Genomic DNA, 13,297 nt, shown 5'->3' on the forward strand with positions numbered 1-13,297 from the left:
CCGCGGCGGCGCTCATCGCACCGTCTCCGGCGTCTTGTCGGCTTCCATCACATTGAGGAAGCGCGCCGTCAGCGGATTGCGGGGATTGGAGAGCACCTCGTGCGCCGGCCCCTCCTCGATGATCGTGCCCCCGCTGAGGAACGCGACGCGGTCGGCGACCTCGTCGGCGAAGCGGATCTGGTGCGTCGAAATGATCATGGTGAGGCCGTCGTCGATCGCAAGGCGGCGGATCACCTCCAGCACTTCGTTGACGAGCTCGGGATCGAGCGCGGAGGTCGGCTCGTCGAGCAGCAGCACACTCGGATTCGGTGCCAGCGCGCGGGCGATGGCGACGCGCTGCTGCTGGCCGCCGGAGAGATGCCGCGGCAGCGCATCGGCCCGATGCGAGAGACCGACGCGGTCGAGCAGCTCGGTGGCGCGGCGGTCGGCATCAATGCGGGTCATTCCATGCACCCAGCGCAGGGGGCCGGCGATGTTCTCCTTCGCCGACAGATGCGCGAACAGATTGAACTGCTGAAACACCATGCCGACGCCAACGCTGGCGCGCTCATTGGCGATGGCGCGCGGCGACAGCCGCTTGCCGTTTTCGTCGAAGCCAAGGCGGCGGCCGCCGACGCGCACGGTGCCGGCGTCCCAGTTTTCGAGATGGTTGATGCAGCGAAGCAGCGTGCTCTTGCCGGAGCCGCTGGGCCCAAGTAGCGCAACGACCTCGCCAACGCGCACGGTGAGGTCGAGGCCGTCGAGCACTTTTTGTGCGCCGTAGCTCTTGGTGAGGTCCTTGGTTTCGACGGCGATGTTGTTGCGCGTGATCGTCGCGGCGCGGCGGATGCGTTCCTCACGGGTCAGCGCCAGCGGCGGCGTATCGGCCGGCTCGGCCTGTACAGGCTCGGGATCACGTGCTGTGGCCGCGGCGAGCTCGAGCTTGGTCGTAAGGTCGACACGACGCCATGGCAGGTAATCGGCCAATTGGCGCTGTCGGCCCTTGGCCCGGTCGAGATCGAGCAGCCATTCGATAAAGAGCTGGATGATGCTGATGGCAAAGGTCAGCACCAGATAGAGCAGGCCCGACGCAAAGAAGATCGAGAAGAAATCGAAGGTCGAGGACGCCAGCTGGGTCGAGCGCAGCGTCAATTCCTGGACCGCGACGACGGACGCGAGCGATGAGTTTTTCAGCGCGCTGACGGCTTCGTTGCCGAAGGCTGGGATCATGGTGCGGATCGCCTGCGGCGCGATCACGCGCCACATCAGGATCCGCGGTGTCATGCCGAGCGCCTGCCCGGCCGTCACCTGCCCGCGATCGACACCGAGCACGCCGGCGCGCAGCATCTCCGCGATGAATGGCGCCTCGTTGCAGGCGAGTGCCAGTCCGGCTGCCAGCACCGCGGGCAGCTTGATGCCGATATGGGGCAGCGCGTCGTAGGCGAACACCATCTGCAGGATCAGCGGCGTGCCGCGGAAGATCACGGTATAGGCCCTGGCGATTGCCGCCAGGAGCCAGAAGCGCGAGAGCTGCATGCCTGCGAGGATCAATCCGAGGATCAATCCGCCGCCGAGACCGAGGGCTGTCACCTCGAGAGTGAGCTCGATGCCCTCGAGCAGATACGGCATGCTCAGATAGTGGAGAAACAGCGACATCAGTCGACAGTGCTCAAAGCAAAATGAGGTTGGCAGAAGGCGAGTGAGGCGGGCTCGGTCGACCTCTCCCATAGGGATAGGTCGGACCGCATCCTCAGATGCCATCCGGGTGAGGGGTTACGCTGCAACGAGTTTGTTGCGCCCCCTCACCCGGCGCTTCGCGCCGACGTCTCCCCGTCGGGGAGAGGTAAGCCCCCTAGTCCGCCGTCAGGATGTCAGGCTCCTTGAAGTTGTTCACATCGAGCCCATGCTTCTTCAGGAGCGCCATGTGCGTGCCGGCCTTCTGCACCTCGATCAGGGCAGCCATCACGGCGTCGCGGAATTTCGGCTTGTCCTTGGGGACCGCGATGCCGACCGAATACGGGATCGTCACCGCGATCGCTTTCTCCAGCTTTTCCGGATAGGCCTTCACCGCGCTGTCGACGGTGTTGACGTCATTGATATAGGTGTCGGCACGGCCGGCGAGGATCGCCTGGATGCAGTTGGCGTTGTTGTCGTAGAGCTGGATGGTCGGCTCGGCCTTGCCGGCCTTCTTGCACTCGGGAATCAGGGCCTGGATCAGGGGCACCTCGACATAGCCGGTGTTTTCGGCGGCCGCCGTGCCGCACATCGACATGTTGATGCCGTTGATCCCCTTGGGGTTGCCCTTGGCGACCAGCACACCGTCGAACACCTTCGAGTAGGTGATGAAGTCGGCCGCCTTCGCTCGCTCCTTGGTGGCGTAGATGTCGGAGATGACGATGTCGGCCTGGCCCGCGGCCAGAGTGGTCAGCAGTGCCGCGAACGTCACCGGCTTGTAGGTCAGCTTGAAGCCGAGGCATTCGCCGATGGCTTCGCCGAGGTCGATGTCGAAGCCGATATATTTGCTGGGATCCTTCGGATCGATCGTCTCATAGCCCGGCGTGTGCGGATTGATGGCGTTGACGAGCGTCTTGCCTTTCCAGTCCGGATATTTCTCCTGCAGCGCCGCACAGGCGGCGGGCGCCGCGGCCTGTGCACCCAGCGGTGCTGCGGCGACCAGGCCAAGGGCGACGCTGGCGCCGAGCGCGAGCTTGCGCAAAAGCGTTGCGCGCGCCGTTCCCCGTTGCGCCTGGGGCAATTCCCGTCTCTCCATGTCCCGCTCCTTCGAATTGTCATGGCAAAGGCCATGTTCCAGATCTCGGAAGCGAGCCTAGGAGGAGAGCCAACGGGAAAGCTTGTCCGCGGGCGTACAAAAAATTGGATGGAGCGGGCCTGCGATTTGGGCAGGCGGCTGCCCAAAAACTGCTCGGGTCGCGAATTGCGCGTTGAGCACTTTGTTGGATCGGAGGAAATCAATTGGTTTCGATTTGACAGAGGATCTGCACGATCGAAGCCTCACTCGTGAGGCCGCTTGACCGAGACATGACGTGCGGCGGCCGCATCTTCCCGCCGGCGCGGCGCTATCCACAGCCTGTCCGCAGCATATCCACAGGCCGACCATGCCGAATTCGCTACATCTCGCCAGCCACTTGCTGCGCACAAATCCACCGAGCCTGCCGTGTCAGCCGCCGGCTTGCTCGAACACGCTCCGGCAAGCCTCGCTCAAGCTTGAGCGGTTGCGGCGCAGGCAAGCCGTGATGGCGCGCACATTGGGGATCTCGCCGGCGCAGAGCCGGTAAACATCGGGCGTGCAGGCCCGGCGCTGGTCGGCCGTCCCCTGCCCGTGTGCGGCGGAAGCAAACAGCGTCAGGAACAGCCCGACCGTGGAGGCGCGACGCGCCCGGCTCTTCACACCCGCAGACCGCAAGAACCTCGCCTTCATGATCAGTCTCCCGTTCCGCCCTGCCCGCTCCGGCCTGCATTGGGCCGGTGTGGGAAGGGGTAGGAGAAATAAACCGCCCAGGATGTGATCTCTTTCACACTGGGGATGCTCGCCCGGAACGTAGGTTCCCGACGGGACTTCTTCACAAATCGCTAACCAATCGGGGCCCGATCGGCGGATCGCTAAAATGCGAACGATCGGTTCAACCGGGTAACAAACCGGCTTTGCGACACTGCGCAGTCCGCGTTCTGCGAGGGTGCGATGAGAAGCGAAGCCGAATTCAATCTGCTGCTGGATGCCGTCCGGGACGCCATGGTCACTGAAGATTTTGCTCACGCGCCGGAGGAGGAGTTCGTGCCCCGCTCGTGGAGTTTTGACGCGATGTCCAGGACAACTCCGACGGCCGCCAACGACAACGAGGGTGCCTGGCCCCTTCTGCCGTTCCCCGACGGCTGGTACGCGGCCTGCTGAGGCGGGTGTCGCCGCGAGCAATGGCGCTCGCCTCGCCGGCATCTTGCCGTGGGCGCCGCGTGAAGCCGGCGCCGGGACGATCAGGTCTTGACGCGTTCCTCGCCATCGTGCGTCACCCGGTCGGGTGCGGTCGGTGGAAAGATGCTGTCATAGATCGCGCGGGCCTCACGGATGAGACGAGCCCGCTCCAGCTCGGATTTCGGGACAAATCGGACGATGTCGCCCACGGGTGCTCCAGCGCTCGTTGATGTCAGTCGCATTACTTCGCAGATGCGAAGTGTGTGCCAACGGGCGTGAATCCAGGGTTTCCAGCGAGCCCCGGGCAAACCCGGGGAACATCGCATGACGCATCGCGCCGCGCGCGCTCTCCGGGCTACGCCTCAGAACTAATTCCGTTGCGAAATCAAATGCTTATGATGGAGGCCACGTCGGGACTCGAACCCGAGTAAACGGTTTTGCAGACCGGCGCGTAACCACTCCGCCACGTGGCCCCGTAAGGTCGGACCAATATAGGGGATCAACGGGTTAGGCAACCGCCTTCGCCGATTTCGGCCGGCCGCCGCCCCTAAAGAGCACCGCATCGGTTTGTCTTGCTGTTGCTCATGATCTCTCGCAAACCCGGTTCACACTTTTCCGGATCATGCCTTGGCGGGGACCTTCGAACCGCTACGCCTTCTTCGCGCCCGACCCCGCCAGATATTGCGCGAGAATCGCATCGGTTGCGCCGGCCCCGATGATCCGCCCCTGCTCCAGCAGGATCGCCCGGTTGCAGGTGCTCTGGATCAGCTCGATGTCGTGCGAGGCGAGCACCAGGATGCCCGCGCGGGCGACGATCTCATCGAGCCGCTGCCGCGCCTTTTTGCGGAATTGCTGGTCACCGACGCCGATCCATTCGTCGAGCAGCACAATCTCGCCCTCGACCGCGGTTGCAACCGCGAAGATCAGGCGCAGCATCATGCCGCTGGAGTAGGTGCGCAGCGGCAGGTCGAGGCGGTCGCCGAGCTCGGTGAACTCGGCAATCTCCGCCCGCCGCGCATCGATCTCGGCGCGCCGCGCGCCGATCACGAGGCCGCGCCGCATGATGTTCTCGTAGCCGGTCGCCTCCTCGTCGAAGCCTGCCTGCAAATCGAACAGCGACAGGCAGCGGCCGGATATGTCGATGGTGCCCGCCGTCGGATGATAGATGCCGGCGAGAACCCGCAGCAGCGTGGTCTTGCCGGCGCCATTGGCGCCAATGATGGCGAGCCGGTCGCCGGCGCGGATGTCGAGGCTGACCCCGCTCAACGCCGTGATGATATGCGAAACCGCAGCCTTCCGCCGCAGCGTCACGGCGCTGACGAACCGGCTGCGCAGCGAACGGTCGCGAAACGACAGCACGGGAAACGCGACCGAGACGTCCCGAAGCGCGATGTGTGCCGTGGTGGTCATGCGCCCATCACAGCCAATACGCTAAGCGATGGCGGTATTTTGCGTAGCAGCCGAGGCCGATGACGGCCACGACGCTCGCATAGACGGCCCCCAACAGCCATTGCTCCGCATCGGTCGGCTGCGACAACAGCGGCCGGCGCACTAGATCGAGCAGCGTCGCGAACGGATTGGCCCATGTCAGCCAGTGAAACGCGGTGCCGCGCGCGCTTTCCTCGGTCCAGATGATCGGCGTGAGAAAAAAGACGAACTGCAGGCCGCTGACGATCGCCGAACCAATGTCGCGAAAACGCGCGCAAAGCATGCCGAGTGCGACCGAGCCGCCGAGCAGCGCGAGGAACAGGATCGCAAAGCCGGGCAGCGCGAGCAGCATGCGCCAGTGCAGCGGCCAGGGCATCACGACGTAGAGTAGCGCGACGATCACCAGATGATGCGCGAAGATGATCACGTTGCGCGCGATCATCTGGAGGACATGAACGATCAGCGGCGCCGGCACCGCCTTGATCAGATGGCCCGACGCCACGAAGACGTTGGAGCCCTCCTGCAGCGTCGTGGCCATCAGGGTCCAAACGATCAGCCCGACCGCGAAGGACGGCAGGAAGCCGGCGATGTCCTGCTTGAACAGGGCCGCATAGACCATTCCGACGCTTGCAATCGTCGCGGCCAGCGTCAGCGTGATCCAGAGCGGGCCGATCACGGTCCGCCGGTAGCGCAGCGAAATGTCCATCAGCGCGAGCGTGCCCCATCGATCGGGCCGCGCCGCCTGTACCAGGATTTCCTTCACCGCGAGCTGAATTCGACTGCCCCTTCGGTTGCCGCTCTCTGGCGCCGCAACAGGACCGCAGATCGCGACCAGTCCGGCCGACGGTCTCTAGACGCCCGCGCCTCGCGGTGCAATCGACCGTACAGATGAGTTGGGCCGAAGTCAGGCCCGTTTGCGCCGCCTGAAGTCGCGCCGGGCCTTTGGGGCAGGTTTGGGCGCCAGTTCCGGCATCTCGGCCTGGACCTCGCGGTAGCGTGTTAACAGCCGTTCAAAACTGGCGTTCAGCGTCTCGGCGATATCGGGACGCCGCTCGAGGCCGGCGAGAATCGTCGCCGCGGCCTCGATGGTGGACAGCCCATCCTTGCGCGGCTCCTTGCGCAGACGGCCATAGCGCGAGGGGTGCGCCGGGTTGAGGATCACGCGCTGGCATTTGAGCATCCAGGGATTGCGCCACCATAGTGCCTTGGCCTGGCTCCAGGTGCCGTCGAGCAGCACAATGCCTTCGAGCTTGCCGAGGATGGCGCGCTGGTTGTCAGCGACCTCGCCCTTGCGATTGAGCGCAACGATCTCGGCTTCCGCTTCGAGATCGGCGGCTCGGGCCGATCCGAGATAAAGCACGGCCCAGTGGGAGGCGTTCTCGACATGATGGCCCAGCGCCTTGGACAGGCTCGGCCAGGACAGGCCGACCCGCACCGTCGCCTTGGCGAAATGCCTGGCCAGCAGGCGCGCGGTGCCGAGCGCCCTGTCCTGTTCCTGGGGGTGCTGGAGGATCAGGAGCGAGAGCCGATTTTCAATCGGCGTGACGCTGTCGCCGATGCACAGCGGCATCGGCTTCTGGCAGTGCGGGCACTCGGGGATCGGCTCGGCGGCGGCTGTATCTGCTGGGTTCGACATGGGCGCCGCTATACGCTTGATGCGGCGCTTCAACAACCTATTCCGCCGGCGCAGGCACCGGACGCAGCTCCGACCGCCGCCGCAGGCGGTCGATCAGCAGGTAGATCACGGGCGTGGTGTAGAGCGTCAGGATCTGCGAGACGAACAGGCCGCCGATGATGGTGATGCCGAGCGGACGGCGCAACTCCGTGCCGGGGCCGGTCGCCACCACGAGCGGAATGCCGGCGAAGAGCGCCGCCATGGTCGTCATCAGGATCGGGCGGAAGCGCGCCTGGCAGGCCTCGAAGATCGCTTCCGCCGAGGACAGGCCGCGCTGGCGTTCGGCGTCGAGCGCGAAATCCACCATCATGATGCCGTTCTTCTTGACGATGCCGATCAAGAGGATGATGCCGACGAAGGCGATCACCGTCAGCGGCGTATTGGTGAGTTGCAGCGCGAGCAGCGCACCCAACCCGGCCGACGGCAGGGTCGAGATGATCGTGAGCGGATGGGCGAGGCTCTCATAGAGCACCCCGAGCACGATATACATCGCCACCAGCGCGCCGAGGATCAGCAGCGGCTGGCGGCCGCTGGTCCTGGCGAAGTCGGCGGCATTGCCGTCGAAGCTGCCGCGGATGCCTTCGGGCATGTGCAGCTCTTCCACCGCGCGCTGGATGTTCTGCGTCGCCGCCTGCAGCTGCACGTCCGGCAGCAGGTTGAACGACACCGTGGTCGAAGGGAACGACTGCGAGTGATAGACCGCAAGCGCAGCCAGCCCGCGCGTCGCGTGCACCACCGCCGACAGCGGCACCTGCGCATCGCCGGCGCCGGCAACGTAGATGCGCTCGAGGTTGGAGGGATCGACCTGGAATTTCGGATCGATCTCCAGCACGGTCATGTACTGGTTGCGCTGTGTGTAGATGATCGAGATTTGCCGCTGCGAGAACGCGTTGTTCAGCGCATTGTCGATGTCCTGAACCCTGACGCCGAGCGCGGATGCCTTTTGGCGATCGATGCTCAGGGTGAGTTGCAGACCGCCGGGATCGCGATCGCTGGAGACGTCGGTGATGCCCTCGACGCTTTCCATCCGCTTGGCGACGATCGGCGCCCATTTCTGCAGCAGACTGAGGTCGGTGCTGCTTAATGTATACTGATAGCTGGAATCGCTCTGCCGGCCGCCGGCGCGAACGTCCTGGGCGGCGAACATGAAGAGACGGATGCCCGGGACGGGATAGAGCGCGCGCCTGAGACGGTCGATCACGACCTCCGTCGACACATGATCGCGCTCCTTGGGCGGTTTCAGGCTGATGAACATGGTGCCGCGGTTCGAGGTCGCTCCTCCCGGCCCTCCTCCGGCACCGACGGTCGAGCCGATGCCGGCCACGGCGGGATCCTTCATGACGATGTCCGCCAGACGCTGCTGCAGGCCGAGCATCGACTGGAACGAGATGTCGGCCGAGGCGCGCGTCGCGCCGATCACGAAGCCGGAATCGTCGGTCGGGAAATAGCCCTTGGGAACCTTGATGTAGAGCGTCACAGTGAGGCCGATGGTGGCGAAGAACACCAGCAGCGTCGCCAATGGATAATCCAACACTGCGCGCAAGGTCCGGGCGTAGAAGGCGACGATGCGCGACAGCGAGCCCTCGATGATCCGATCGAACAGCGTCGCCGTGCCCGACGTGGGCTGCCGGATGTAGTGGGCGCAGATCATCGGCGTCACCGTGAGCGACACCAGCGTCGAGACCAAAATCGCGAACGTCAGCGTCAGGGAGAATTCGCGCAGCAGGCGGCCGACGATGCCATCCATGAAGATCAGCGGCGTGAATGCCGCGACCAGCGACAGGCTGATCGAGACCACGGTGAAGCCGATCTGCCTTGCACCTTCCTGCGCTGCCCGGAACGGACGCATGCCCTGCTCGAGATTGCGGTACATGTTCTCGATCATGACGATGGCGTCGTCGACCACGAAGCCGACCGAGATCGCGAGCGCCATCAGTGACAGATTATCGATCGAGAAGCCCGCCACCCACATGCCGGCGCAGGTGCCGGCCAGCGCCAGCGGCACCGAGATGCCGGCAGCGATGGTCGGCGTCAGCCTGCGCAGGAACACGAACACTACGACCATCACCAGGATCGCGGTCGCCAGCAGGGTCCATTGCATGTCGAGCACGCTGGCACGGATCGTGCCGGTGCGGTCGACCAGGATGGAAATCTCGACGCCGGCGGGGATCCACTGCTTCAACTGGGGGATCAGATCTTTCACCCGATCGACTGTGTCGATGACGTTGGCGTCGCCCTGCTTGGTGATCTGAATCAGCACCGCCGGTTGCTTGTTGAACCAGGCGATCGAGCGGGCGTTGCGGACGGAATCCTCGATGTCGGCGACGTCGGACAGCCGCACGAAATTGCCGTTCGAGCTCTTGACGATGACGTCCCGGAACTCTTTCGCGGTGCGCATCTGCCGATTGAGCCCCAGCGTCTCGCTTTGGCGCTCGCCCTCGAAGATGCCGACGGGACCGAGCGGGTTGGCGTTGACGATCGCGGTCCTGACGTCGTCGGTGGAGATGCCGGCATTCGACAGCGCGACGGGATTGAGCTGGACCCGCACGGCCGGCTGGTCGGCGCCTGACACCGTAACGTCGCCAACTCCAGGCACCTGCGAGATACGCTGCGCCAGCACGGTGTCGGCGACGTCGTAGATCGCACTGGCGGACAGTGTCTTCGAGGTCAGCGCCAGCACGAAGACGGGCGCGCCGGCGGTATTGGCCTTGCGAAAGCGCGGCAGCGTCGGCAGGTCGCTCGGCAGATCGACCATCGCGGCGTTGATGGCCGCCTGCACGTCGCGCGCGGCTTTGTCGATGTTGCGGCCGATGTCGAACTGGAGCTGGATGCTGGTCGTGCCGAGCGTCGAGGTCGATGTGATCTGGTTGATGCCTGAGATTTCGCCGAGCCGCCGCTCCAGTGGCGAGGCCACCGTTGCCGCCATCACGGACGGGTCGGCGCCGGGCCGGCTGGCCGAGACGAAGATGGCGGGGAAATCGACGTTCGGGACCGAGGCGACGGGAAGGAACTCGTAGGCGACCACACCCAGCAGGAACAATCCGATCGACAGCAGCGTGGTGGCGACCGGGCGGCGGATGAAGGGCTCCGAGATCGATGCCATCACTGCACCCCCTCGGTCGCGCCCGCGACCGGCGGACCGCCGGATTCGGCCGGCGGCAGCGCTTGCTCAAGGCGGCGGTTGATGCGGTCGAGCGCGAGATAGATGACGGGCGTCGTGTAGAGCGTCAGGAGCTGGCTGAGCAGCAGGCCGCCGATGATCGATATGCCGAGCGGGAAGCGCAGCTCGGCGCCGGTGCCGCTCTCGATCGCCAGCGGCAGTGCGCCAAACAACGCCGCCAGCGTGGTCATCATGATCGGGCGGAAGCGCAACAGGCAAGCCTGGACGATGGCTTCGTTCGGCGACATGCCCTGCCCGCGCTCGGCCTCGAGCGCAAAGTCGATCATCATGATCGCGTTCTTCTTGACGATACCCATCAACAGGATGATGCCGATCAGGCCGATCACCGAGAGATCCTGACCGCACAGCAGCAGCGCCAGGATGGCGCCGACGCCGGCTGAGGGCAGCGTCGACAGAATCGTGATCGGATGGATGTAGCTCTCGTAGAGCACGCCCAGCACGATGTAGATCGTGATCACGGCGGCGAGCAGTAGCCATGGCTGTCCTGCCAATGCCTTGGCGAATTCGGCGGCATCGCCGGCGTAGACGCCGGCAATATTGTTGGGCATGCCGATCCGTGTCTCGATCGTCTTGACCGCCTTGACGGCATCGCCGAGCGCGGCGCCGGGCGCGAGGTTGAAACTGAGCGACACCGAGGGGAATTGCGCTTGGTGCGAGATCGCGAGCGGCGCGGTGGTGCGCTTCAGCGTCGCCACGGCCGACAGCGGCACCTGCGCGTTGGGCGCGCCCGCGGTGGCGCTTGCGGCCCCCGGCAGATAGAGCTTCGACAGGATCGAGGGATCGCGCTGGTACATCGGCAGCGCCTCCAGCACGACGCGGTACTGGTTGGCCTGGCCGTAGATGGTCGAAATCTGCCGCTGCGCAAAGGCGTCGTTCAGCGTATCGGTGATGCCTTGCAGGCTGACGCCGAGCTGGCCGGCGCGGGTGCGGTCGACGTCGAGCTGCGCCCGCAATCCACCCTCTTGCGCCTCCGAGGAGACGTCGCGGAACAACGGATCGCGCCGCATCTCCGCGACCAGCTTGCGCGCCCATTCCGACACCAGCGTCGCATCGGTGCCGGTCAGCGTGTACTGATATTGCGAACGGCTCGACTGGGTCGAGATCTGCACGTCCTGCACGGGCTGGAAATAGACGGTCATGCCGGGAATGCCCGAGACCCGCTCCTTCAGCCGGACGATGACCGCGCTGACATCGTCGCGCCGTTCGCCGCGCGGCTTCAAGGTCATGACGAGACGGCCGACATTGGTGGTCGGATTGACCGAACCGGCACCGATCACCGAGACGACGCCGACCACATCGGGGTCGGCCTTGATGGCGGAGGCCGCCTCGGCCTGCCGCTTCTGCATCTCCGCGAACGAGACATCGGGCCCGGCCTCCGTCACCGCCGTGATCGAGGCGGTATCCTGCAGCGGCAGGAAGCCTTTCGGCGCGACGACGTAGAGGACGAGGGTTGCGACCAGCGTGGCGAAGGTCACAACCAGCGTCGTTCGCTGGTGCTGCAACACCACCAGCAGCGTACGGTGGTAGGCCTCGACGGTGCGGTCGATGAAGCGGCTGACGGCGGCCAGGCCCGGCACCGCCAGCTCCTCATGCGCGTGCTTGAGCAGGCGCGAGCACATCATCGGCGTCAGCGTCAGCGAGACCACGGCCGAGGTCACGACCGCGATCGTTAAGGTCAACGCGAATTCGCGGAACATGCGCCCGACGAGACCCGACATGAACAGCAGCGGGATGAACACCGCGATCAGCGACACCGTCAGCGAGATCACAGTGAAGCCGATCTCGCTGGCGCCCTTCAGGGAGGCCTCCATCGGCCCGTCACCGTTCTCCATGTGGCGGACGATATTCTCGATCATCACGATGGCGTCGTCGACGACGAAGCCGGTCCCGATCGTCAGCGCCATCAGCGACAGATTGTCGAGACTGAAGCCGGCGAAATACATGATGCCAAAACTGGTGATCAGCGACAGCGGCAACGCCACGCCGGCGATCAGGGTCGCCCGCAGCGAGCGCAGGAACAGAAGCACCACCAGCGTCACCAGCACGACGCTGAGGACAAGCGTGAACTGCACGTCGTGGACCGAAGCGCGGATGGTCACGGTGCGGTCGGAGACGATGGTGAGGTTCACGCCGGCCGGGATCGCGCGCTGCACCTTGGGGATTTCGGCGCGGATCTGGCTGACGACATCGATGACATTGGCGCCGGGCTGGCGCTGGATGTCGATGATGACGGCCGGCGTGCCCTGGTACCAGCCGCCGGTGCGGTCGTTCTCCAGGCCGTCGACGATCTGCGCGACGTCGGCGATGGTGACCGGCGAGCCGTTGCGGTAGGCGATGATGACGGGCTTGTAGGCGTCGGCGGCTGCGATCTGGTCGTTGGCGGCGATGATGTAGGATTGCTGCGCGCCGTCGAGCGAGCCTTTCGGCCCGGACACATTGGCACTGGCAATTGCGCTGCGCAGATCTTCCATGGCAATGCCGTAGGCTGCGAGCCGCGCGAGGTCCGCCTGGATGCGCACGGCCGGCTTCAGCCCGCCCAGCACCGAGACGCGCCCGACGCCGGAAATCTGGCTCAGCCGCTGCGCCAGCAGCGTATCCGCGATGTCGCTCATCGCCCGCAGCGAGATGGTGTCGGAGCGCAGCGCCAGCGTCATCACCGGAGCGTCCGCCGGGTTCACCTTGGCGTAGGTCGGCGGATACGGCAGCGTCTTGGGCAGCACGCCCGCCGCGGCATTGATCGCCGCCTGCACGTCCTGTGTCGCGCCGTCGATGTCGCGGTTGAGGTCGAACTGCAGCGAGATCTGGCTGACGCCGAAGGAGCTGATCGAATTCATCGCCGACAGCGACGGGATCTGGCCGAGCTGCCGCTCCAGCGGCGCCGTGATCAGCGAAGCGATCACGTCGGGGCTCGCGCCCGGAAGCTGCGTCGTCACCTGCACGGTCGGGAAATCAACCTGCGGCAACGCCGAGACGGGCAGCGCGAAATAGCCCAGCAGCCCGCCGATCAGGAGCGCGATGCCGAGCAGCGAGGTCGCGATGGGACGGCGGATGAAGGGTTCGGAAACACCCATGGGATCTGCCTGCCGCGTCAAGCGGCTGTTGTCGG

The 13,297-nt window shown here is 65.2% G+C and carries 10 protein-coding genes and 1 tRNA gene; 1 reads left to right on the forward strand and 10 read right to left on the reverse strand.

The annotated features are described in order from the left end of the window. Nucleotides 1–12: 12 nt before the first annotated feature. From JQ580_RS05220 to JQ580_RS05230, 3 genes are all read right to left on the reverse strand, one after another. Nucleotides 13–1,635: an amino acid ABC transporter permease/ATP-binding protein gene (locus tag JQ580_RS05220; RefSeq protein WP_212278614.1), complete on the reverse strand. Its 1,623-nt coding sequence runs from the start codon at nt 1,633–1,635 to the stop codon at nt 13–15. 196 nt (nt 1,636–1,831) lie between these two features. Further along, complete coding sequence (locus JQ580_RS05225) at nt 1,832–2,749, reverse strand: ABC transporter substrate-binding protein (RefSeq protein WP_212278615.1); 918 nt, start codon at nt 2,747–2,749, stop codon at nt 1,832–1,834. Between the two features lie 408 nt (nt 2,750–3,157). Then, nucleotides 3,158–3,418: a hypothetical protein gene (locus JQ580_RS05230; RefSeq protein ID WP_212278616.1), complete on the reverse strand. Its 261-nt coding sequence runs from the start codon at nt 3,416–3,418 to the stop codon at nt 3,158–3,160. Nucleotides 3,419–3,679: 261 nt separating this feature from the next. Here JQ580_RS05230 and JQ580_RS05235 point away from each other — a divergent pair, with 261 nt between their 5' ends. Next, a complete protein-coding gene (locus tag JQ580_RS05235; RefSeq protein ID WP_212278617.1) occupies nt 3,680–3,889 on the forward strand; it encodes a hypothetical protein in 210 nt (69 codons plus the stop codon). 80 nt (nt 3,890–3,969) lie between these two features. Here the strand turns inward: JQ580_RS05235 and JQ580_RS05240 are convergent, their stop codons facing one another. The 7 genes from JQ580_RS05240 to JQ580_RS05270 all read right to left on the reverse strand — a co-directional run bounded on the left by JQ580_RS05240 (nt 3,970) and on the right by JQ580_RS05270 (nt 13,262). After that, nucleotides 3,970–4,116, reverse strand: a complete 147-nt coding sequence (locus JQ580_RS05240) for a hypothetical protein (protein WP_212278618.1) — start codon at nt 4,114–4,116, stop codon at nt 3,970–3,972. A gap of 190 nt (nt 4,117–4,306) precedes the next feature. Next, nucleotides 4,307–4,380, reverse strand: a tRNA-Cys gene (locus JQ580_RS05245). A gap of 175 nt (nt 4,381–4,555) precedes the next feature. Beyond that, nucleotides 4,556–5,317, reverse strand: a complete 762-nt coding sequence (locus tag JQ580_RS05250; RefSeq protein WP_212278619.1) for an ABC transporter ATP-binding protein — start codon at nt 5,315–5,317, stop codon at nt 4,556–4,558. 7 nt (nt 5,318–5,324) lie between these two features. Next, entirely contained in the window at nt 5,325–6,098 is a 774-nt protein-coding gene (locus tag JQ580_RS05255; protein ID WP_311982129.1) for an ABC transporter permease, read from the reverse strand. Between the two features lie 141 nt (nt 6,099–6,239). Further along, nucleotides 6,240–6,971: a tRNA-uridine aminocarboxypropyltransferase gene (locus tag JQ580_RS05260; protein WP_212278620.1), complete on the reverse strand. Its 732-nt coding sequence runs from the start codon at nt 6,969–6,971 to the stop codon at nt 6,240–6,242. A 37-nt stretch (nt 6,972–7,008) separates the two neighbouring features. Next, nucleotides 7,009–10,113 carry an efflux RND transporter permease subunit gene (locus JQ580_RS05265; protein WP_212278621.1) on the reverse strand — a complete coding sequence of 1,035 codons (3,105 nt, stop codon included), beginning with the start codon at nt 10,111–10,113 and terminating at the stop codon, nt 7,009–7,011. Continuing rightward, nucleotides 10,113–13,262: an efflux RND transporter permease subunit gene (locus JQ580_RS05270; RefSeq protein WP_212278622.1), complete on the reverse strand. Its 3,150-nt coding sequence runs from the start codon at nt 13,260–13,262 to the stop codon at nt 10,113–10,115. Before JQ580_RS05270 ends, JQ580_RS05265 begins: the two co-directional genes overlap by 1 nt. Nucleotides 13,263–13,297 lie beyond the last annotated feature (35 nt).

Source organism: Bradyrhizobium sp. SZCCT0148 (genome assembly GCF_018129985.1).
In the GTDB taxonomy this organism is placed as follows: Bacteria; Pseudomonadota; Alphaproteobacteria; order Rhizobiales; family Xanthobacteraceae; genus Bradyrhizobium; species Bradyrhizobium japonicum_H.

Coding starts and splice junctions, on each gene's coding strand:
- JQ580_RS05270 (WP_212278622.1), bottom strand. CDS start 13,262: ATGGGTGTTTCCGAACCCTTCATCCGCCGTCCCATCGCGACCTCGCTG.
- JQ580_RS05265 (WP_212278621.1), bottom strand. CDS start 10,113: ATGGCATCGATCTCGGAGCCCTTCATCCGCCGCCCGGTCGCCACCACG.
- JQ580_RS05250 (WP_212278619.1), bottom strand. CDS start 5,317: ATGACCACCACGGCACACATCGCGCTTCGGGACGTCTCGGTCGCGTTT.
- JQ580_RS05220 (WP_212278614.1), bottom strand. CDS start 1,635: ATGTCGCTGTTTCTCCACTATCTGAGCATGCCGTATCTGCTCGAGGGC.
- JQ580_RS05230 (WP_212278616.1), bottom strand. CDS start 3,418: ATGAAGGCGAGGTTCTTGCGGTCTGCGGGTGTGAAGAGCCGGGCGCGT.
- JQ580_RS05260 (WP_212278620.1), bottom strand. CDS start 6,971: ATGTCGAACCCAGCAGATACAGCCGCCGCCGAGCCGATCCCCGAGTGC.
- JQ580_RS05225 (WP_212278615.1), bottom strand. CDS start 2,749: ATGGAGAGACGGGAATTGCCCCAGGCGCAACGGGGAACGGCGCGCGCA.
- JQ580_RS05235 (WP_212278617.1), top strand. CDS start 3,680: ATGAGAAGCGAAGCCGAATTCAATCTGCTGCTGGATGCCGTCCGGGAC.